Source organism: Methylobacter luteus IMV-B-3098 (assembly GCF_000427625.1).
Classification (GTDB): Bacteria; Pseudomonadota; Gammaproteobacteria; order Methylococcales; family Methylomonadaceae; genus Methylobacter; species Methylobacter luteus.
In genome coordinates this window covers 2,675,478-2,696,821 of sequence record NZ_KE386569.1, presented here as the reverse complement: position 1 = coordinate 2,696,821, position 21,344 = coordinate 2,675,478, and the positions used below count along the sequence as shown (strand labels likewise).

15 protein-coding genes and 1 pseudogene are annotated in these 21,344 nt (G+C 50.5%); 8 read left to right on the top strand and 8 right to left on the bottom strand.

The annotated features are described in order from the left end of the window. Complete coding sequence (locus METLU_RS26800) at window positions 1-627, bottom strand: phosphatase PAP2 family protein (protein ID WP_051299920.1); 627 nt, start codon at window positions 625-627, stop codon at window positions 1-3. Window positions 628-1,132: 505 nt separating this feature from the next. Between METLU_RS26800 and METLU_RS0114480 the strand changes: the two genes are divergently transcribed. The 6 genes from METLU_RS0114480 (at window position 1,133) to METLU_RS0114445 (ending at window position 10,522) form a co-directional block, all read left to right on the top strand. After that, window positions 1,133-1,585 carry a DUF4112 domain-containing protein gene (locus METLU_RS0114480; protein ID WP_027158844.1) on the top strand — a complete coding sequence of 151 codons (453 nt, stop codon included), beginning with the start codon at window positions 1,133-1,135 and terminating at the stop codon, window positions 1,583-1,585. A gap of 178 nt (window positions 1,586-1,763) precedes the next feature. Then, window positions 1,764-2,666, top strand: a complete 903-nt coding sequence (locus METLU_RS0114475) for a cation diffusion facilitator family transporter (protein WP_027158843.1) — start codon at window positions 1,764-1,766, stop codon at window positions 2,664-2,666. A 286-nt stretch (window positions 2,667-2,952) separates the two neighbouring features. Next, on the top strand, window positions 2,953-4,164 hold the full coding sequence (wecB, locus tag METLU_RS0114465) for a non-hydrolyzing UDP-N-acetylglucosamine 2-epimerase (RefSeq protein WP_027158841.1): 1,212 nt from the start codon (window positions 2,953-2,955) through the stop codon (window positions 4,162-4,164). A 21-nt stretch (window positions 4,165-4,185) separates the two neighbouring features. Beyond that, complete coding sequence (locus METLU_RS25420; RefSeq protein ID WP_036243815.1) at window positions 4,186-5,652, top strand: glycosyl transferase family protein; 1,467 nt, start codon at window positions 4,186-4,188, stop codon at window positions 5,650-5,652. 394 nt (window positions 5,653-6,046) lie between these two features. Further along, the gene (locus tag METLU_RS0114450; protein WP_027158839.1) at window positions 6,047-9,442 is read left to right on the top strand and encodes a tetratricopeptide repeat protein; all 3,396 of its coding nucleotides are present in this window, start codon (window positions 6,047-6,049) and stop codon (window positions 9,440-9,442) included. A 54-nt stretch (window positions 9,443-9,496) separates the two neighbouring features. Continuing rightward, window positions 9,497-10,522 (top strand): DUF4434 domain-containing protein, encoded by a 1,026-nt coding sequence (locus METLU_RS0114445; protein WP_196806543.1) that lies wholly within the window; start codon window positions 9,497-9,499, stop codon window positions 10,520-10,522. A gap of 15 nt (window positions 10,523-10,537) precedes the next feature. Here METLU_RS0114445 and glmM read toward each other — a convergent pair whose 3' ends face one another. Then, the gene (gene glmM / locus METLU_RS0114440) at window positions 10,538-11,914 is read right to left on the bottom strand and encodes a phosphoglucosamine mutase (RefSeq protein WP_027158837.1); all 1,377 of its coding nucleotides are present in this window, start codon (window positions 11,912-11,914) and stop codon (window positions 10,538-10,540) included. Window positions 11,915-12,763: 849 nt separating this feature from the next. On the opposite strand from glmM, the gene METLU_RS0114430 reads away from it, so the two are divergent. After that, window positions 12,764-13,918, top strand: coding sequence for an SIS domain-containing protein (locus tag METLU_RS0114430; protein WP_027158835.1), 1,155 nt, complete (start codon window positions 12,764-12,766; stop codon window positions 13,916-13,918). A 125-nt stretch (window positions 13,919-14,043) separates the two neighbouring features. Beyond that, window positions 14,044-14,877, top strand: coding sequence for a CBS domain-containing protein (locus METLU_RS26795; RefSeq protein ID WP_051299919.1), 834 nt, complete (start codon window positions 14,044-14,046; stop codon window positions 14,875-14,877). 513 nt (window positions 14,878-15,390) lie between these two features. On the opposite strand, the pseudogene METLU_RS0114410 reads toward METLU_RS26795, so the two are convergent. From METLU_RS0114410 to METLU_RS0114390, 6 genes and pseudogenes are all read right to left on the bottom strand, one after another. Next, window positions 15,391-16,355: pseudogene (locus tag METLU_RS0114410) on the bottom strand (IS110 family RNA-guided transposase). Between the two features lie 308 nt (window positions 16,356-16,663). Continuing rightward, complete coding sequence (locus tag METLU_RS0114405) at window positions 16,664-17,068, bottom strand: cupin domain-containing protein (RefSeq protein ID WP_027158831.1); 405 nt, start codon at window positions 17,066-17,068, stop codon at window positions 16,664-16,666. A gap of 42 nt (window positions 17,069-17,110) precedes the next feature. Further along, the gene (locus METLU_RS0114400) at window positions 17,111-18,694 is read right to left on the bottom strand and encodes a sigma 54-interacting transcriptional regulator (protein ID WP_027158830.1); all 1,584 of its coding nucleotides are present in this window, start codon (window positions 18,692-18,694) and stop codon (window positions 17,111-17,113) included. 57 nt (window positions 18,695-18,751) lie between these two features. Continuing rightward, window positions 18,752-18,994 carry an FmdB family zinc ribbon protein gene (locus METLU_RS29185; protein WP_081679107.1) on the bottom strand — a complete coding sequence of 81 codons (243 nt, stop codon included), beginning with the start codon at window positions 18,992-18,994 and terminating at the stop codon, window positions 18,752-18,754. Window positions 18,995-19,085: 91 nt separating this feature from the next. After that, window positions 19,086-19,739: a beta-class carbonic anhydrase gene (locus METLU_RS0114395; protein WP_027158829.1), complete on the bottom strand. Its 654-nt coding sequence runs from the start codon at window positions 19,737-19,739 to the stop codon at window positions 19,086-19,088. Between the two features lie 604 nt (window positions 19,740-20,343). After that, window positions 20,344-20,988 (bottom strand): zinc ribbon domain-containing protein, encoded by a 645-nt coding sequence (locus tag METLU_RS0114390; protein WP_027158828.1) that lies wholly within the window; start codon window positions 20,986-20,988, stop codon window positions 20,344-20,346. Window positions 20,989-21,344 lie beyond the last annotated feature (356 nt).

Below are 21,344 nucleotides of genomic sequence, written 5' to 3'. Positions count from 1 at the left end.
TCAAGTGACCCTGATGCCGAGTGTACCCAAAAGATGCGCGACGCCCAGAATCCATAGCAGCGCCAGCACCAGGCCTGCCAGAACATCCGAGGGATAGTGCACCTGCAGGTAAAGACGCGACAACGCGACCATGACGGCAACCGGCGCCGCAACGGCGAGGAACCAGTATGCGCCCTGCATATCGAGCCGTCTGAGAATTAAGTAAAGCGCGATCACGAAAGCCATGATCTGTGCGGTGTGGGCACTCGGAAACGAGGCATTTAAAGGCATCGTGCCAATAAACGGAAATGCATCCGGCCGCACGCGCTGAAACAGGTATTTGGCCAAGTGCGCAATAAGACTTGCACCGCCCAGACTCAAAGCCAGAAACCAGGCATCACTCATATGATCGTTTTTGACCAGAAACCACAGGATAAGCACTGTCGTCGGCGCCAGGAAATAAAGCGATCCGAAATGGGTAACAAACAGAAACAGCCGATCCAGCCAGAGATTGCGAAGCTGCGAGACATGAGTAAGAATGACCTTGTCCCATAGGGAAGGCGGCGCGCTGAAGCGCTCGATGATGAGCAGCAGCACAACCATGCCCAGCCACAGAACCAGGGTTGTCGTCAGTTTCGATAAAGTCATAAAGCCGCCTTATAAAGCCGTTTGTGCCATTGTCAGCATTTGATTATCAGGTGGAAAGAGTGGAGTAAGGCTGTCTGCTTACTTTTGATGTCGGCGCGCAACAATTGTTCCGATGCCTTCTGGCGCCCCGGAATCGGTTCTTAAGGCGGCTGTTTATGTATGCCATCGCACAGACTGATCCTTGCTTGATGTGTATTCTCAACAGCTAATGTTGCATAGGGCATCTTTCATCCCGTTTGCTGTGCCGGGCACTGAAGTTTCTATCAGCGGTAGGCTTGAGTTGATAAACCCGGCCTTTCTGGGCCGCCCATGCCGGGTTTCCGCTAAAGCTCCAACCCAGCCTACATAGGCTGTTAAAAATGACAAATGCCTGAAGCCGGTTTGCACGGCATGGCCGCTTGTCAGAGCGAAAAACGGGGATGTTTTTCGTAAAACACGATTCAAATAAGCGTTGCGCTGGCGGCACTTTAAAAAACCAGCCCATCACAAACCGAGACATAAACAAATGGACCAACTGAAGAAACTGGAAAACCTGGCCAGACTGCTGGACAATTCATTCCGCATCCCGGGCACCTCCTTTAAAATGGGGCTCGACAGCCTGATCGGCTTGATTCCCGGCATTGGCGATACGACGGGCGGAATTTTATCCACTTATATCATCTGGCAAGCCGCCAGAATGGGCGTCCCTCGGGTCGTGCTGATGCGCATGGGCGTCAATGCCGTGTTTGACGCGATCCTGGGCGCAATTCCGGTCGTCGGCGACATTTTCGATATTACGTTTAAAGCCAATCAGAAAAACGTTCAATTGCTGAGCAATTACTATCAGTCCCCGCGGGCGGCCGTCGAAAGAGATACCGTTTCAATCGCGCTCATAGCGATATCCATCATTGTTGTCATCGGGCTCGTCATCTGGCTGACGGTCAAACTGCTTGCCTGGCTGATCCACGCCATCGGTTAAAGAGTCTGCCGGCATGTCCTGGACATTAAGGCCAGAGCCAATACGGTTGCCTTACTATTTGCGGCCTGTCAGTTTCATTTGCTACGATCCGTCCTATACTTGTTGATCCATTAAGCGCCGAGAAGCATCGGCGGCTCTACGACCCTGTATTTGTAACCCAACCCGGCCGGCAACATTCATGTCACACTCCAATTCAATCACCGCCATTTTGTATGCATTGGCAGCCAATCTCGGTATCACGATAGCCAAGACGGCAGCGGCTTTCTGGACAGGATCGGGCTCGCTGATGGCCGAGGCGATTCATTCACTGGCCGATTCCGGCAATCAGGTACTGCTGCTGATCGGCATGCGGCGGTCGAAAAAACAGGCAACCCGGCGCCATCCCATGGGATACGAGCGCGAAGCCTATATCTGGTCGATGATGGTCGCGATTACCTTATTCTCGGTCGGCGGCGTGTTTTCTGTCTATGAAGGCTGGCTGCGCTATACGAATCCGCACGAAGTCGAAAATGCCGGTGTCGCGTTTCTTATCCTGCTGGTTGCGGCCGGCTTGGAATTTTTTTCCTTGAAAGGCGCGCTGGCGGCCCTGGAAGAAGAAAAAGGCGAGCGCACGCTGTGGCAGTGGTTTCAGGAGACATCCTCCAGCGAACTGATGGTCGTGACCGGCGAGGATATGGCGGCGTTGGTAGGGCTCGTCATTGCGATGGTCATGCTGGGCCTGACGATGATTACCGGCAATACCGCGTTCGATGCCATAGGCTCCATGCTGATCGGCCTGTTATTGATCGGCGTCGCGGCAGTCGTCGGCCGGGAAGTGCACTCGCTGATTCTGGGCGAGAGCGCCGAAGGCATCCGCGACAGCATCGAACACTATCTGGAAAGCCAGCCCTGCGTGCGGCAGGTCCTGAACCTGTGGGCGATCAACCACGGCAACAGCGTCATGGTCACGATTAAGGCCGAGCTGACGCCCGACATGGCCGTCATCGATGCGGTTGATGCAATCAACACCATGGAGAGGCTGATCAAGGCCGCTCATCCGCGCGTGAAATGGATATTTTTCGAGATCGATAACACGGATTAAACGCCGGATCGCCCCGGCATGGATTCCGGAAGGGCGTCAATGCTATTCATCCACCATAGCAGCAATCGTCTGTTTCAGCGCCTTCGGTGCGTACATCATGGCATGCCTGCAGATTCGTAGCCGTTATTTCGGTGATGGCGTTGCTTAAAATAACAAGCGCCGTCTGACCGATCCAATGAACAGGCGTTGCTGAATCAGAGGCTGAGTTGCAACTTTTGCCGACGTCGTTGCTCGAATTGAAATACAGAAAATTCGAGCATTCGTTGAAATAATGAAGGGGGATGGCATGATTCCTCATAAAAAACGCATAGCCGTCATCATGGGCACCCGACCCGAAGCCATCAAAATGTCGCCGGTCGTCCATGCCTTGAAGAAGCGCTCCGGCGCACTGGAAACCCTGGTGATTTCCACGGGACAGCATCGGCAAATGCTGGATCAGGTCCTGTCGCTTTTTCATATCACGCCTGACGTGGACATGCATATCATGCAGCCCGATCAGACGCTGGCCGACCTGACCGCCCGCGTGCTGGTCGACAGCCGCAAGGTGTTTGCCGAGATAAAACCGGATCTCCTGCTGGTGCAGGGCGATACGACCACGGTGTTCGCGGCGGCGTTGGCGGCCTTTTACTTCAGGATTCGCGTCGGCCATGTGGAAGCCGGCCTGCGCAGCCATGATCTCTACAATCCTTTTCCCGAGGAACTGAACAGGCGGCTGACCAGCACAGTGACCGACTTGTACTTTCCGCCGACGCTGCTGGCGCGCAACAATCTCCTGCAGGAAGGCATGCGCCTGGAACAGGCCGTCGTCACCGGCAATACCGTCATCGATGCGCTCTACTCGCTGCTCAACCGCCCTTACTCATTGGCCGACTCGCCGCTGAAAGACATTCCCTTCGAAGGCCACCGCGTGCTGCTGGTTACTTCGCACCGACGCGAGTCGCTGGGCGAGGACCTGGCCCATACCTGCGAGGCGATCAAGGATCTGGTCGGCCGTTTTCCTGATCTGTTGGTGGTTTACCCGGTGCATCTGAATCCGAACGTGCGCGGCACGGTCTACGAGCTGCTGGCGAATGTGCCGCGCGTGCATCTGCTGGACCCATTGGATTATCTGAATTTCATTAACCTGATGCAGCGGTCCTATGTCATTTTGACCGACTCCGGCGGCGTTCAGGAAGAAGCGCCCAGCCTCCATAAACCGCTGCTGGTGATCCGCCGCGTCACCGAGCGCCCCGAAGCCTTCGAAGCGGGGCTGTCCAGGGTCATCGGCAATGCCCGGGAAAACATTGTTTCCGAAGTCAGCCGGCTGCTGACGGATAAAGAGGCCTATCAGGCTATGAGCACCGGCGCCAATCCATACGGCGACGGCCATGCTTCCGAGCGCATTGCGAAAGCGGTCGTGAACTGGGCCCGGAAAAAACCGGCGCTGCTCTCCGAGGACGCGCAATTCAAGCCCCGCTATATACCCAAGAGATTACATGCGGGCAGACCTTTGATCTGAAAAACAGGGAGGAAGCCGAATATGACCCCGCTGGACCTGAACGAATGGGTTGCGTACCTGCTGGTGCTGATGAAGGGCTTGCTGGCTTTTGCCAGTACCGTCTTTTTAATCAGCGGTCTGGATGACCTGTTTATCGACATCTGGTACGTGCTCAGGAGCCTGTATCGCCGTTTTTTCATACCCTCGTATAATCCGTTGACCACGGAGCAGTTGCTGTCGATCCCCGAGCAGCCGCTCGCGATCATGCTGCCGGCCTGGGACGAGTCGGCGGTGATCAGGCCGATGCTGATCAACACCTTGCGGACGCTGAATTACAAAAACTACCATATCTTCGTCGGCGTTTACCCCAATGATCCCGCGACACGCAAGGAAGTCGAGCGCGTCATGGAACAATACGCCAACGTGCACATTGCGACCTGCGGCAGCGATGGTCCCACCAACAAGGCCGACTGCCTGAACTGGATATGCCAGGAGATCCGCCGGCTCGAAAAAAAAGAGGGCATTCGGTTTGTGGCGTTCATCATGCAGGATTCAGAGGATGTCATCCATCCGCTCTGCTACAAGCTGGTCAATTACATGTTTCCCCAATTCGACATGGTCCAGCTGCCCGTGCTTTCGCTGCCGAGAAAACCCTGGCAATTGACCGGCGGTCATTACCTGGATGAGTTTGCGCAGCTGCATCAAAAGGATCTTATCGTCCGCGAGTCGATCAGCCATTCGCTGCCTGCCGCGGGCGTGGGCTGCGCGTTCAGTCACCGGGCGCTGGAAACGGTTGCCCGATACAATAACAATGAAATCTTCAGCGTCAATTCCCTGACGGAAGATTACGACTTCGGGCTGCGGCTGCGAAAATACGGGCTGAAGCAAATATTCGCCAAATTTTTCACGACCCGCACGGAGATCCGGCGCAGTTTCTGGACACGCAGCCCCAAAGAAGTTCAGGTGCCGGAGCTGGTCTGTATCCGCGAATATTTCCCCGACCGTTTCTGGGCTTCTGTCCGGCAAAAATCCCGCTGGGTGCTGGGCATCTGCCTACAGGGCTGGAAGAACCTCGGCTGGGAAGGCGACCTGGCGACCAAGTACATGCTCTACCGGGACCGGAAAGCCCTGCTGGCTAATCTGGTCAATATGCTTGGCTATGTGATTGTGCTGGTAGTCGTGCCTATCTGGATCAACAGCCTGATCGATCCGGAGGCCTATCGTTATCCGCCGCTGGTCGTTCCCGGCTCCTGGGTATGGTATGTGCTGCTGGTCAATGCCGTTCTGTTTGTGATACGGATTGTGGTAAGGGCCTACTTTACGGGTCGACTTTATGGATTCGGTCAGGCGATTCTGTCTTTTCCTCGCATGATCTGGGGGAATTTCATTAATTTTCTCGCAACCATGCGGGCGATTTTTCAATATCTGAAGTATTTGCGTACCGGCAAAACCATAGCCTGGGATAAAACGGCACACGTTTATCCTGAAATTGATGACATTTCTCACTAATTAAGGATTCGGTTAAAAATAACTTTCCGGTTTGTTGATGAAATCGGCCTTGTGTAAGGGCGAATTCATTCGCCCTTACAGGAGCTAAATACAGCTGACGGCATTGATATCGGCACCCGCCGGGAAATTCAGAACACCCTTTTTTGCAAACTTGCAAAAAAAGGGTGATAGCATTACCGTACTAGCTTCGCACTATAACGCTAACTCACTGGTCAACCCGCAAGACCTGATAGTCAAAAAACCTCAGAAACAAGGCGCACAACAATTGGCGGCTGATGATTTATTGTAGAGTCTTTTGCTGCGTTTCCCGAGGGGATTAACCGGCAAAGCGCTTCATCAGAATGCGGCATGTCCCGTGCATTTTCATATAACAATAAGAAGAGATAAACCGACCATGGCAGACAAGGATTCGAGCAGTTTATTTCAACTGTACCGACGAGCGCTTTTAGGCCTGGGGTATTGCCTTTTTTCCGGGATGACCTTTGCCGCAAAACCGCCCCCCGAAGCCGATGTCAATCGTTATCTCGACAAAATCCGGATAGAGCGGAATGAGAATTTTATCCAGAAGGAAATGCGGGAATTCAGCGGTTTTCCGCATCTGGATAAAGCGGAAAGGCTGGCCGCGGCCGGCAAAACCGAAGAAGCCGTTGCCGAATTCGAACGCTATCTCAGCATCGATCCCCTGGATGTCAAGGCGCGCATGGCCTATGGCATGTTCTTGTACAAGAACCGAAAATTTCCGCAAGTCATCGAACAGATGGACATCATTATCAAGAGCCACCCGGAACTCATTCCGGCCTGGTCATACCGGGGCCTTGCCAAACAGGCGCTGGGCGATTACCAGGGCGCCAACAGGGATTTTGACGCCGTACTGGCCAATCCCGATGCCCAGGCCGGCGACTGGCGCTTCGCGCTCAATTCCAGAATCGATATCAGCATTCAACACAAGCAGTACCAACAGGCGCATGACCTGCTGGAAAAACTGGCCGAGGTGTCCCCCGGCTTTGCCGCCTATTACCGGAAAGGCGTGGTGCTGGAAGAGCTTTCCCGCACGACCGATGCCGTTTCAGCCTATCAATCCGCAGTGAAGCTGGCGCGCCTCGATGCCGACCGGCTCAGGGGACTTCGTGCGCTGGCCGAAACGTACGCCAAACTGAACAACTGGACGGAAGCCAAACGCACCAATGAACGGATTCTGCAACTGGCCCCGAATGACCTGAAGGCGATGCGCGGTCTGGCTTATGCGGCGTACAATCTAAAAGACCGGAACAACGCCATCAAATGGATTAAAAATGCGCTGGCCAGAGAGGACAACAGCCGGGACAGGGAATTTCTGGCCAATCTGCTCAATGAAACCCGCCAGTTCGATGAGGCTTGCGCCGAATACGCCAGGCTGTCCGAAACCATCAAGGAACCCGATGACCGGCGCCGGACGCTGATGTCACTGGGTTACTGTTATCAACAGTTGAACCGCCAGAAAGAGTCGGCGGACGCTTTCCGGCAAGCGGCCGCCATCGGCGGGGACCGGCGCAGCCTCGAGGCGCTGGCGGCGCTGCAGGAAGCGGAAAAGGACACGGCCGCCGCGCTTGAGACTTACCGGCGTCTGCTGAAAATCATCCCGACGGCGCAAGTTCACCTGAAGCTGGCCAATCTTTATCGGTCTGGTCACGACAACCGGCAGGCGCTGGCGCACTATGAAAGCGCTTTAAAGCTCGGGCTGGATGAGCCGCAAAAAGCCTCGGTGCTGGCGCAGATGGGCATGATCCATTATGAGCAGGGCCAATATCCTGAAGCTCGTTCCGCTCTGGAGCGCGCCGCCGCGCTCACGCAGAATGATCCGGCCTTGCTGTACACATTAGGCGAAACGGCCGTCAAGACCGGCGAACCCGAAAAGGCGTTGGGCTACTTTCAGAAAGCCGTCGCGATCAGCCCCACGGCGCGCGGCTTGAAAAGCCTGGCCAATCTGAATGTAAAGCTCGGCCGTTGGCAGGCGGCGGAACAAAACTACCGGCAGCTGCTCGCCGGCCATAAACTCGCTGCACGCGATAGGGCTAAAATTTATGAGAGCCTGTCCTTTGTTTACACTCAGTTAGGGCAGAACGACGTCGCGGCCGACTATCTGGATAAAGCCATTGTAACCGGCAGGGACTATGAAGACGCGCATGTGAATCTGGGTTATATATTATTCAGGCAGCAGCGCTGGCAGGAAGCGCTCGAACAGTTTTCCGAAGCGCTGGAACACAACCGGGACCCTGCCACGCTGCTGATCATGGGCCAGATTTACCGCAAGCTGAACAGGCCCAAGGAAGCGATAGCGCATCTTGAGGAAGCCCGGCTTTTCAGGCAGCAGCTGGATAAGAAAGACAGCAAAGCGTTGCTGGATGAACTGGGCTATCTCTACGCCGAACAGAACGATTACGATAAGGCGGTCAGGGTCTGGCGGGAGTCGCTGTCGGTGACCCCGGACCTTTTGATTTCAGTCAGCTATGCGCACGGGCTCAGGCTGTTGAACCGCAATGCGGAAGCCAAGGCCGTGCTGCAAGGCATCGATGAAAAATCGTTGCCCGATGACGCGGTCAAAGCGCAGCGCTGGGACGATCTAGCCTTGCTGTATGAAGCGGACCAAGCGCTTAATGACGCCATCGGGGCGCAAAAACGCGCCTTGGATCTTGAAAAAACGCCGGGCCGTCATTATCAGCTGGGATTGCTTTACCAGAAAGCCAATCAGCCGGATGCGGCGCTGGCAGAACTCCGGCAGGCCGCAGCGCTGGAACCGTCGAATCCGGCCTTTAAGGAAACGCTGGCTTATGCGTATGCCAATGCCGGCAAACCGGCCGAGGCGAGCAGGCTGCTTGAACAGGTCGCCGCTGAAGAACCCAAGCGGGTCGATTTGCTCAAGAACCTGGGCTATTTCAACTCGCGCATACCCGACAATGAAAAGGCCGCGCATTGGTTCAGGCAGGCGATCGATGTTTCCGCGCAGTATCCGGATTCAACGAAAACCCTCACTGAACAAGAAATTGAAAATTACCGTTTGCGCCGGGAAGTGGAGAAACTGACCAATTACTTTGATTTTACGGCATACCAGACCTTGCGTATCCCGGACAGTAAAGGCGATTTCCGCAACACGACCCAAGGCGGCATTCTGGGCGGCGTCATTCCTTCCCAGGGCGGCGTGGAACTGGCCTTTCAGCCGCCGGTCATTGGCTTGAGGAATGAAAGAATATTCCAGGTGTTCACCCGCTTTTTGTGGAATGCGCCGCCCGGCGGCTTGAACGTGGATTCCGACTCGGTTCAGGGCGGCGTCGGCCTGCGCTACAAGCCGTTCCGCAAGCTGGACTTTTATGTCTCCGCCGAGCACCTGTTCAAAGTGGGAGGCGATGCGGTCAATGACTGGCTGCTGCGCGCTTCCTACGGATGGAACAATGGCGATGAGATGAAGCCGGGGCAGTCGTCATGGAATTATTCAACGGTCTATGCCGATCTCGGTTATTTCGTCAACGATCCCGGCATAGTGGCTTTTTATGGCGAAATGCGCCAGGGTTACAGCTTCAATTTTTACGATGCGTTGCTGGTTACGCCGCATCTGGTGCTGGACGGAAGAACTCAGGATCATGATGACGCCAACATTTCTTATCTTGAAGGCGGCGGCGGATTTTCTTTCCGTTATTTCTTCAACGAGTCGCGTTATACGTCGGCCCGCTCAAGCATTGAATTGCTGGCCCAGTATAAGACGGGGCTTTCAAACATCGATGGGGGGTTTATCTTAACCGGCGTCTTAAGATACTGATGACTGAGGATACGTATGGTGCGCAGGTTTTACAGAATCACCGCAATTTTCATAATGATTTTTCTCGCAAGTGCATGCGATTGGGCGAACGAGCGACAACGCCACCCGGCCCCGCCCCATGCCAAACCCTTGCATTTTTCAGGCACTTTCCTGCAGCTTGTGGAATCCCGTTCTCAATGGACGCTGACCCAATGGGCAAGGCTGTTTTGCTATTTCAGAACACTGGGCGTTAAAAAACTGATCATTCAGTGGTCCGCCTTTAATGATCAAAATTCCACTTTTCCGTATGGGCCGGGCTTGCCCGCCATTCGGCCTGAACTGAAAACAATTCTCGAGTTGGCCGATCAATACAAAATAAAGCTTTATGTGGGACTGAATTATGATGCCGGATACTGGAAAAGAATCGGCCTGGATGCGCAGTCGGTTAAAACCTACCTGCAAAATCTGAATGAAAAGAATGTGCAACTTGCCAGAATATCGGCTCCTTTTCTACAAAGTCACCGCTCTTTTTCCGGTTGGTACTTAACCGACGAAATTGATGACGTTAACTGGAATACAAAAGAGAAACGTGAACTGCTGGTCAATTATTTGCAATCTCTGTCCAGCCAGTTGCACCAATTGACGCCGGACAAGAAGGTCGTCCTGTCGGGCTTTTCCAATGCGGCACTTTCGCCTGAGCGGTTGACGGAATTCTGGTATGAAATACTGACCCGAGCCCCCGTCGATATCGTGCTTTTTCAGGATGGCGTAGGCGTTAACAAATTGACGCTGGAGCAACTGCCGGCCTACGTGGATGCGGTTCACTGGGCTGCGGAGTTCGCCCATAGAAAATTCGATGTGATTGTCGAAGTGTTTCAGCAGATTGCCGGCACGCCAATTAATAACCAGCCCTTCAAGGCGGTTCCGGCTCCGCTGGAACGAATTTTGAAACAGATGAAAATCGCCTCGCTTTATTCACCTGAATTGTGGGCGTTCAGCATTCCTGACTATATGACGCCCGATGCGGGGGACGATGCCCGACAGCTTTTCGGGTATTTCCATGCACAGCGCAATTTAGCGCGGCCTGTCAGCCGCCGATAATCGGAACAGGCAAAATCAGCACAGCTCTTTCCGCAGCAGGTCGGCTATTTCTTCGGCAAACTGATCAATTTGATATTGATCATTGCCTTCAACCAGAATACGGACCAGTGGCTCGGTTCCGGAATACCGGACAAGGACGCGTCCTTGTCCGCTCAGCTCGCTTTCAATCCGCTGAATCAGCTCCGGATAGCCCTTGATTTGATCAAAGCCGGTTTTATTTCCGACTCTGACATTGATCTGCTTCTGGGGAACATCCTCCACCAGCCGATTGAGTTCGCTCATCTTCTGGCCGGTTTCTATCATGAGCCCCAGTGTGCAAAGGGCGGCGATGCAGCCATCGCCGGTGGTCGTATGGTCCAGATGAATGATATGACCGGACTGCTCGCCGCCCAGGTTGGCGTTCAGCCGGCGCATTTCTTCGACCACGACTCTGTCGCCGACGTCCACCCTGACGACATTGATATCGTTTTCCAGCATTTTCTTTTCAAGGCCGTAATTGCTCATGTGCGTGACGACCAGCGTATTATTGCGCAATCGGCCTTTCTTTTTCATATGAAAGGCGGATATGCCCAGGAGATGATCGCCATTTACCACATCGCCGTTTTCATCGACCATGAGGAGCCGGTCGGCGTCGCCGTCCAGGCTTATGCCCACATCCGCACGATAGGTCCGTACAGCATCGGAGATCACATGCGGAAACAAGGCGCCGCACTCCGCGTTGATATTGGTTCCGTCAGGGGTATTGTCTATCTGGATAACTTCCGCCCCGAGCTCGGAAAATATGGCGGGCGCGACTTTATAGGCGGCGCCGTTGGCCGTGTCGAGTACGATGCGCACGCCATCGAGCTTGTACTCCAGAGGAAAAGTCCTTTTCACATAGACTATATAGCGCCCGTTGGTATCCTCGATGCGACTGCTTTTGCCGATACGCTCCCGCTGCACAAGATAAGGCCGCAAATTCTCTTCCTTGACCATCCGTTCTATTTCGGCTTCTGTCTCGTCGGAGATTTTAAAACCGTTGGAGCCAAAGATTTTAATGCCGTTATCGTAGAAGGGATTGTGGCTGGCTGAAATCACAACGCCGGCGGATGCGCGCATATTGCGGGTGATAAAGCTGATGCCCGGCGTCGGCAATACTCCGATCAATAGCACTTCAACCCCGGTGGCAAGCAGGCCTGCGGTCAGAGCCATTTCGATCATGGCGCCGGACAGGCGGGTGTCCCGGCCGATGACCACTTTAGGAACAGTATGAGGCGGCGCTTGCTGGCTCAAGATGGTCCCCATCGCCTTGCCGAGTTCCACGATGATATGGGGCTGCATTGGATATTGATTGGCCACGCCGCGAATGCCGTCAGTGCCGAATAACTTAAAATTGTTTGTCTGTTTGTACATAATCGACCTCGCCAATGCCTAACGAACATGATTTTTGCCGGTGCATGCTGCAGAAACCGCCTGATCTGTTTTGATCGATCTGAACTTTCTTTCCGCAAAGAAACAATCATTAACATACGAGTTAAGAGCTAATGAGACGGTACACAGGTTCCGTTAAATTATTGAGAAAAACGCGACGCTATCAATAAGACGGAATTAGCCGCGCTTCATCTCCCGCTGATGAAGCAGTCATGTTCAGCGCATAATCCCGTAATGCCTAATAGTGTCTCAAGACCGTCTCATGAGACAGATGCGAGACACTGATCTGTCTCATGCCCACAAGCATCTCTCGAATCACTTCATGAATAAATCCAGTCAAGCCACTGATATAACGGAGGCTTTTCATAATTTCAAAGTTGGCACGGATATTGTTATAGGTTAACAACCATCCATCGGCATCCATTGACTTAGTACTTTTAGAAAACAACATGAAAGCTTTATTTTCCTTCAATCGCCGCCATAACTCGCTCTATTTCCCATTCGCATCCTTTCGTATGCAACGAAGAATTTTTCTAAAGGCTTTTCTCAAACCGGCTCCATTGAAAGGCGAGAACAATCACTGCCGGGGTGAGAAAAAGTAGAAAACTTTTTTCAAAAGCGCTGTCAAATTGATCACAAATTATTTTTGCGGTGAGAGTCGCATCACCTTCAATCTCATTTCGTAATTGACAGCGTTTATGAGTATGGAAGGCCGCAGTGATTTTTGATGCCAATTCCAATATTGGCAATAATCAAATTTGGCACGTCGTCAATCATCATGGCAGAGGTTAAACCCGAACTTTAATCCTATTATTCAGACGGATAATTCATATGAGCACACGCGTATCCAAGAAAATGATAACTTCGTTTGAAAGCCTCAACGCATCGGGGGCTATCCTGATGATCAATGCTTTCGATCCGCAAATTCCCACCACTAAAATTTTTCTTGAAGCCATTCATCAAAACGGTCTGCCTCATGTCGTCATAGGCAACAAAATCGACCTGGTCAATGCCGAAGAACTGGCCGAACTGGAAAAGGAGCTGACTTGCAGCGTATTGCCGATGTCACTGCTGACGAATCAGAATACGCAAGGTTTAAAAGAGCTGATCAAAAACCTCTTTCCGGAAAACTCAAGAATATCGGTCCTGGGCATATTCAACACCGGAAAAACCAGCCTGATCGCCCATTTGACCGGCAAACAGCTTAAAATTTCCAATATGCCCGGGACGACTCTGGAGTTTGAGGAATATGAATGGGAAAATCGGGTTCTTATCGACTCGGTCGGCCAGCTTATTGATGTCAACCGACCCTTCATGGTCGGTTACGACTTCACCGGACTGGATGAGCCGAACCAGATGTTCGAACATGCACTGCGCCAGGAAGCTGAAGGCGTTCTTTCGTCTATCCGCTCCGCAAAAGCCGGTTTTCTTGGCGCGCTCGAACTGCTTGCCAACTGTATCGACAACGGCGGCAAGGTTGTGGTGACAGGGGCCGGTGCATCCGCGCTGGTGGCTGAAGAAATCGCCGGCCAGTTTTATGAGACAGGCGTTACCTGTCTGCCGGTGACCAATAACCTGAGCCAGGCTAATCCCGTCTCGTTTGCCAAGGGCACCGCCGAAGAGGAAGGCGGGCTGTCGCGCTATGTCGTCAGCTTCATAAACCCCCAAGACGTGCTGATCGGCATTTCTGCGTCAGGCGGGACCGGTTTTGTCTATGAAGCGATGCGCCTTGCCCACAAAAAGGGCGCGAAAACAATAGCCATCACCGAAAACAGGCATACACCGCTTGGCGAACATTCCGACGTCATCATCAAGAGCAGCGCCAAACCGGAAGGGCCTTCCAGCACCCGAGTGCAAACCGCTCATCTGTGCATAGGCCATGCTCTAGTCTGTACGCTGGCGGCCATGCGCGGGCTGACCGGGGAAGACTCCATCAATTTCATGATGCCGGAGCGGATTGCAACCAAGAAAATGGGCATTAAATAAAACAAGCGTGCGGCTATCAGCTGACTCAACGATAAAAACTTAAGCTTTTATTAGCATGCAGAGCTAAATCGGAATCCTGCGCTCATCCCTGAATCAGTAATTTTCAATATTTAGAGGGGGAGGAAATGAATATATTCGATGACGCCATTGAGATGCACGTTCAATGGAAAACGGCTTTGAAAAAATATATTGAAGAAGGTATTCCCCCGGACATTAAGAAGGCGGTAGACAGCCATGCCTGCGATTTAGGAAAATGGATTGACAAAGAAGGGTCTCGTTACAACCATCTGTCGTCATTCGAAGCGATATGTATGGCTCATGAGCAATTTCACCGTATTGCGGCTGAAGTAATTGCCCATGGCGACACCAATGACAAGATGAATGCAAAATTGCTGATCGCAACTGATGGGGCTCTGTCTCAAAGTTCCAACAAGCTCATTAAGGCATTGATGGATTGCAGCAGAGAGCTGGCTAATTCAAAAGGTCTGGTTAATCCATTAGTAATCAGCATCAAAAGCCGGCTTAAAGTAAAAGATATATTAAAAAACAAGGAAAATCCCAATATCCTCTCTACCGATGGTCAGACAACAGCCCGGGATGCAATAAAAATGATGGTAGACAATAATATCGGATCAATCGCGGTTTATCAGGATAACAAGTTTTTGGGCATTTTTACCGAACGAGGCTATATGCAACAGCTTGTGTTGAGGAACGAAAGTTGCCTGGAGGCGCCTGTCTCTGAAATGATTGATGCCAATACAATATATGTTGATCCTGATGATTCTATTGAACAGTGCATGGTATTAATGACGTCGATGCATGCACGTCATTTGCCCGTTATGGATCAGGATAAATTAATTGGAATGATCAGCATAGGCGATATAGTAAAAAAAATGATGTCCGACTATAGCAATAAGATCTCGCAATTGGAGGATTATATCCATAGCTATGGAGTTTAGTAGACTAATCATGTAATGGCTTTTCTTAATCAACCACGGCAACAGTGTCATAGTCACGATCAAAGCCGAGCTGACGCCCGACATGGCTGTGATCGATGCGGTCGATGAAATCAACGCCATGGAGAGGCTGATCAAGGCCGCTCATCCGCGCGTGAAGTGGATATTTTTCGAGATTGATAATGCGGATTAGGCCCGGATAATGGCTTCAACAATTAGTTTCGATTGAATCTGGCATTGATTGGCTGGATGTGACCCAGGGTGTGTCAAAACGCAAAAATCGAAAAGGCGGTGGAGCGATCATGCCAAATACCGAGCAAAATACTGAATATTGTGGAGCCATTTACTGAGAATTAACATATCTCGGACCGCTCAGTGGAGTAGTTTTCATATCTGGCTAGTTTGGTAATGAGTTTTGACACACCCTGGACCCTTTGCTGCCAATTAAGATTAATTTGAAAAGACAAGAAAAGGCAAATAAGCTGTCATTCAAAATTGTAGATACTGTTATTCAAGTCAATAGCCATGAAGAGCGGAATCAAACGGTTGACCTGATTTCAGAACGCCGAAAGCCACATGGATAAGTTTACGCATCATGGCGCCAATGATGAGTTTGTTAGGTTTCCCGGAGGCAGCCAAACGAGTTTGAAACTGTTTTCCCCAAACTGTTTTGTAAAGTGTCACCATGGCCGGCATGTAGAGGGCTTTACGAAGAAACGAATGGCCGATTTTGGAAAGTCTGGGCTTGCCCTTGACACTACTACCGGACTCATATTGCCGAGGGTCGAGCCCCGCAAAAGCGGCTGCTTGCCGACTGTTAGCAAAACGTGAGGATCGGCATAGAAGGCCAAAATAATCGCGCTGGTGCGTTCGCCAATACCGGGAATGCTGTCGAGCAAATCCCGTTTTTGTTTGAGATCGGGATGATGATCGATATGGTCGTTAATGGCTTTGATCAGTTGTTTGATGTCGTCATCTAACCAATGCAAATGTTGTTGAATATCCTGGCGTACCGCATCCCGTGCGACCTCCAGACGATTACTCTCCTGGGTGCGCATGGTTTGTAGCGCTTCCAGGCGTAAGACCAGGGCTCTTAAAGTGACTTCAGCCTCACTGCGGGCTTGCCAGGGCGCAGGTTGGCGCTCGGCACAAAAGTCAGCAATCAGTTTGGCATCGACCGTGTCGGTTTTACTGCGCATTAACCGTGAAGCGCCATAGGCTTTGATTTGGGCTGGATTGACGACACTGACGATCAAGCCAGCTGTCGCCAGGAATTGCGCCACCTCTTCCCAGTAGATACCTGTTGCTTCCATGCAGACATGCGGTGACAGGGCTTTTTGAGCATCCAGCCACGAAAGCCACAGCGTAAAGCCAGTGGCGGAATTAGGGACGACTTTGGTGCGAAATTTACCGTTGGGCAGGCGTAACGCACAGTCCAACTTAGCTTTTGCGACATCGATACCGAGATGAAAATGGGACATTGAAAACCTTAAATGATCTACCTTGTGAATGCAGGCTGCCGGAATCCGGGCCGAAGATACTGTCCGATCGTTGATCGAGGACGGGTAACTGCTGCACAGGTCTACGCGACGGATTTAGCATTCCAAGGTGCGATACGGCATCCAGTTACCCACACCTGAGGCGCCCCTCAGGTGTGTTTTTCGAGATTCATTATCCCTTGAAAAACACGGTTGGATAATATAAGGTGTGATTAGCTTGCGTAATCGCACTTTTCGAAGCCAACACTCCTCCGATTACGCTATTGCTAATCGGAGCTACGCGAACTGACTCATTTCATTGAGCCATCGGATTTCACGGGGGCCAGTTCAAAAATCAATATCTCGGCTGTACTGGTACCAACGTTTTCCACCGTCATGGCAGCTCCCGTTTCCCAAAACACCTCGCCCGCACCATAAACTTTGGTTTCGCCGCTATCTTCGACTTTCAATTTGCCTTTAAGGACATAACGCGGCCCTGGCCCTTCGTGGGTATGCACAGGTGTTTTATAGCCTTTTGGAAATTGCACCAGTATGACATGGGTATCCATCGTACTTGATGGTAGCGTCGCTCTTTTTGTATATAAAGATTGACTGGTGAATTTGCCGGCGGATTTCTCAGTAGTTTCCGCTTGTGCGTTGGCTACCATGAGGCCGAGCATTGCAAACAGATACATAATACGCAATTTTTGTCTCATTTTTCGCTCCTATAGCTAAGTATAAAATACGCTACGATTAACTTATTTGGTTCTATATTCGTCCGCATCGATACGATGTTTTTTCAATTTTTGATGAATTGCGCGCGGGGTAATCCCCATTTCTCTTGCAACGGCGCTCACATTTCCAGAACACCTTGCCAAAGCGTCATGTAGCAGTTTTATTTCGACATCGCGGGCAATTTTTTCCTTTGTCGCCTGGAGAAGGCTGTGATGAGCTTGGTCTGCTTCTGAATCAGAAACTTCGACAGCGACGTTCTCAATGACTTCCGTTTTAGCAAACAGAAAGGCGCTCTCCAAGACGTTTTCCAATTCCCGAATATTTCCTGGCCAATCGTAACGCATCATTTTGGGCCACACCTGTTCGCCAAGGTTTTTGGGAGGTTTTTGGTATTTGACCGACAATTGTTTTAGGAAATGATCGGCTAACACGACAATGTCGTCACGCCGTTCCCGTAACGGTGGGATGTCTATAATAACGATATTTAACCGATAAAAGAGATCTTTACGAAACTCGCCTGCCGACACCAGGTCTTTGAGTTTGCGATTGGACGCGACGATAATGCGGACATCGGTTTTAATGAGTTGTCTGCCGCCAACTCTTTCAAATTCACCTTCTTGGAGTACCCGCAGCAATTTCGCCTGGCTAGTTAGGCTTAAGCCGTCAATTTCATCCAAAAACAGCGTTCCGGTACATGCTCTTTCGAAAAAACCCTTGTGAACATTGTAAGCGCCAGTAAATGCCCCCTTTTCATGGCCGAACAAAGCACTTTCTATCAGAGATTCGGCGATTGCTGCGCAATTTACGGCGACAAATTTTTCCGGGTTTCGTCCGCTCGCGGCATGGATGGCTCGTGCGATGATTTCCTTTCCCACCCCGGTTTCACCACCTATCAACACGTTAGCCATGGTCGGGGCGACGATCCCGATCGCATCCGTGACATTGCGTATCGCTTTAGAATGCCCAATGACCAGAGTTTGGTTTTTTTGCACGATAGCCGTTTCAGTGGTCCCGCAACTGCACCAGTACCGGTTTGTTTTGTCGGTAACCTGGACTATCGCATCGGTATCATCCAATTTGGAGATGAGCTCACCATCCTGAAAAAAATATTCGTCCCCATGTCTATGTTGATGGTTTTCCCGGTTTAGATAAATTGCCACGTCGCACACCGGATCGCCGACGGCGATGCGCTTTCGTAATTCGACTTGGGCGTAACCGAAGTTTCGGGCTGCGATTCCGCCAAAAACCGACGAGGTCATCTGGCACAACTCAGGTGTTTCTTTTACCAACGCTCCAAAAGGACAGCGAGTGTTTTCAACGCGAATGACACCTTCACCGCTCGATGCCCTGGTGAATTCTCCTCCAATCTGGTTCTTAATTTCGATGATTACATCCGCATATTGATCATGCGTCAAAGCATCTTGAAACTCCAACTGCTTTCTGACGGTATCCTCAAAACAACTGCTCGCAGACAAGCCGAGATATTGAATTGAGTTATCTTGGTTCGAGAGTTTCAAATTTTGCTTTTTCCACAAATTAACGCTGTGGATTACAAAAGCCTGTAGAAAGGAGACGGGCGTCAAACGGGACAGTAGTCGATTATTCATTTTTCACCTGGATACGTCGTGCCGGTAGTTTGTTTCTTGCGAAATTTGCAGCGGATGCTAGTGATGGCAACAGCTACAACTCGGTCCGTGACGATACGCGTCATTCTTCGGTTGCGGTTGTAACGAACGTATCGCCTGTTCGCGGCCTACGGCCATAGCGCCATGCGTTGCCGGGGCGGTCAGTATGAGCTTTGTGCATGTTCCCCCGCATGTGGGGCAGCACGGTTGAGGGTCGCTGATGCGATGTTTGGCTTCGAACTTCTGCTGGCATTGCCCGCATTGATAATCGTATGTTGGCATAGTGTCCGCCTACTCTGGTTAAGCTGATAGGGAAGGAGAGCGCCTCCATGACGGAACGGCACTCTCAATATTTGGATTTACCGCGTGGTCGTTAACTCCAGCGATCAGGCTGTTTGTTGGTCACACCGAATGCTGACGAAACAACATCGGTGCGCAGCCGTTTTTCCGGATCGAGTGTCGGCGCCCTCAAGCGCCGTGTTTCGACCTCCCAAACCCAGCCACTTACGACGACATCTTTCGGAATTAGCGGATGGTTTCTAAACGCTTCGACGGTTTTCATGCAAGTGACATCGACGTCGTCCATCATGCCAATCCATTTGGCAAACGAACCTTTATTCAGTTTCAATTCGGGCAAGGTTGGATCGAGGGCTATGTTATCAGTGTCGATGCCTCTTTCTCGAAGAACCCTCTCCAGATCGTTAGCATTTGCTGAGAGCATGCCACACTGGGTGTGTTGGACTATGACAATTTCCTTGGTACCAAAAAAGTTACAGGTTAACATCGCAGAACGGATTGCATCGTCCGTCACGATGCCGCCCGCATTGCGGAAACAGTGCGCATCCCCTCCTCCGACAGGGGTATCAACATGGATGCCAAGTGCCTCGTCCACCGGCAAACGCTCGTCCATACAGGCAAGTACCCATAAACTGGCGTCGTTATGTCCTTCGGCACCGTAACGTCGACGCGTCGCCCAGAAATCGTAATCACTGATCCGCTGTTCAAGCTTGTTTTTCAATGTAGTCATGTTTTTCTCCATCATAAAATGAATGCTTAGGTAAAAACCTAATGTGATTGAGTGGCGCCACTACATTTAATTTAGCAAATCACGTGCCAGATAAATAACTATTATAAATCAATTAGTTATAATTTATTTCAGAGAAAACGTTAATACCTTAAACCCATCAAATAGCATCCTAATGAGAAATATTATATTTTAATATCAACAAGTTATAATATGAATAAGGCAAATTTCCCACTGTGAAGTCTTTGTTCTCATAATCGATTTAGGGGCGGCAGGAGGTGATCCGTCAGTAGGCAAGGAAGAAGTAACACAGGAACCAGCTAAATAAGGGTAGTCAATCACTCAATCTGGTGTTGAACGTCAATGTAAAATTACTCTGCTGATCTTAGAGTTGAAAGGCCGCTATCGACTCAACTGCTGTCACTGACGCCTACAACGCGGCGGTCCGGAATTGGCACATAGCGACTATTTATTTTCATTTTTCAAATACATCAGCATAAGTTTGAATTTGATTTCGTTTATGTCAGATCAGATTCTGGCTTCTACATTGCAGTATTCAGGGCACTCTCTCGAGGCAAGGTGGTGCGAGTCTAACAGCTGATTATTTTTATTCGCCCTCCAGTTTTAAATACTTTAGCGTATTGAGCACATAATAACGGTTACTATCGTCTAATGATGCTCCAAAAGCCAGCCAGCTTTTACCGTCCATGACAATTTCATGAACAATTTTAAGAGAAGAATCTGCAGGCGTGGTTAAATGTTCATAAATCCTGTCGATCTCATTCCAATTAAACTTTCTGGTCCAGCCTGTCTTGCCGACACCGGTAAAGACAGTTCCAATGCCATTTCTTATTCTGACTTCTACTTTTCCAAAAGATGTCATTAATGAAGAGATTGCAAGATAAATTGACATAATTGTCAAAATAACTAAAGCAAGTGTCGCATCATGAATAAATTCGTAATCTTTAATTACTTTGAAAATAAATCCTATACATACAAGCATTGATGGAACTAGATAAAAAGCAGCTCCAGAAACTCGCGTTGAAGCCCCAATCACAATTTCGTCATGAGTTTTATTAAACCAAGTTCCGGCTGGCGGACTGTTCGGATTGAAGTCTCGTGGAATGGTGTTACAAGCGAAATCCGATACTTTAAAAACATAATTGCACGGTTTGCACATGGCAGCATCTTGAGCAACATTCATATCTTCGAAACGGATCTTTTTTTGACACTTAGGACAATATATATTCATTGTCATATCATTGTTTACATAACTACATCAAAACCTAACGTCTTAAGTGCTTAATTATAATTATCATGTTTAGATAGCAATAACGGCGCAGAATACATGTTAGATTGTTTGCTATCTATGCATCATCCTGAGCAGACATCAGGTTCAGAGTTTACAAATAATGAAAAACCGCCTTCAGATTACCCGAGTGGTATCTGGTATCCATTTTTTTGCCTCGGATTCTTCTGGCGATAGAGCCAATTAATCCCATGATGAACCAGATCATTTAGGAGAGAAGTAGAAAAAGAAAAAACGTACGATAACATCTATTCTGAGAAACCTCTCCATGTATTTCAGTTAGCGGCTACCTACAATAC

What these genes read in the sequence shown, in the direction of transcription:
- METLU_RS0114430 (WP_027158835.1), top strand. Translation starts at nt 12,764, where the DNA reads ATGAGCACACGCGTATCCAAGAAAATGATAACTTCGTTTGAAAGCCTC.
- glmM (WP_027158837.1), bottom strand. Translation starts at nt 11,914, where the DNA reads ATGTACAAACAGACAAACAATTTTAAGTTATTCGGCACTGACGGCATT.
- METLU_RS0114480 (WP_027158844.1), top strand. Translation starts at nt 1,133, where the DNA reads ATGGACCAACTGAAGAAACTGGAAAACCTGGCCAGACTGCTGGACAAT.
- METLU_RS0114475 (WP_027158843.1), top strand. Translation starts at nt 1,764, where the DNA reads ATGTCACACTCCAATTCAATCACCGCCATTTTGTATGCATTGGCAGCC.
- METLU_RS0114400 (WP_027158830.1), bottom strand. Translation starts at nt 18,694, where the DNA reads ATGAATAATCGACTACTGTCCCGTTTGACGCCCGTCTCCTTTCTACAG.
- METLU_RS0114445 (WP_196806543.1), top strand. Translation starts at nt 9,497, where the DNA reads ATGATTTTTCTCGCAAGTGCATGCGATTGGGCGAACGAGCGACAACGC.
- METLU_RS0114395 (WP_027158829.1), bottom strand. Translation starts at nt 19,739, where the DNA reads ATGACTACATTGAAAAACAAGCTTGAACAGCGGATCAGTGATTACGAT.
- METLU_RS25420 (WP_036243815.1), top strand. Translation starts at nt 4,186, where the DNA reads ATGACCCCGCTGGACCTGAACGAATGGGTTGCGTACCTGCTGGTGCTG.
- METLU_RS0114450 (WP_027158839.1), top strand. Translation starts at nt 6,047, where the DNA reads ATGGCAGACAAGGATTCGAGCAGTTTATTTCAACTGTACCGACGAGCG.
- METLU_RS29185 (WP_081679107.1), bottom strand. Translation starts at nt 18,994, where the DNA reads ATGCCAACATACGATTATCAATGCGGGCAATGCCAGCAGAAGTTCGAA.
- METLU_RS0114390 (WP_027158828.1), bottom strand. Translation starts at nt 20,988, where the DNA reads ATGAATATATATTGTCCTAAGTGTCAAAAAAAGATCCGTTTCGAAGAT.
- METLU_RS26795 (WP_051299919.1), top strand. Translation starts at nt 14,044, where the DNA reads ATGAATATATTCGATGACGCCATTGAGATGCACGTTCAATGGAAAACG.
- METLU_RS0114405 (WP_027158831.1), bottom strand. Translation starts at nt 17,068, where the DNA reads ATGAGACAAAAATTGCGTATTATGTATCTGTTTGCAATGCTCGGCCTC.
- METLU_RS26800 (WP_051299920.1), bottom strand. Translation starts at nt 627, where the DNA reads ATGACTTTATCGAAACTGACGACAACCCTGGTTCTGTGGCTGGGCATG.
- wecB (WP_027158841.1), top strand. Translation starts at nt 2,953, where the DNA reads ATGATTCCTCATAAAAAACGCATAGCCGTCATCATGGGCACCCGACCC.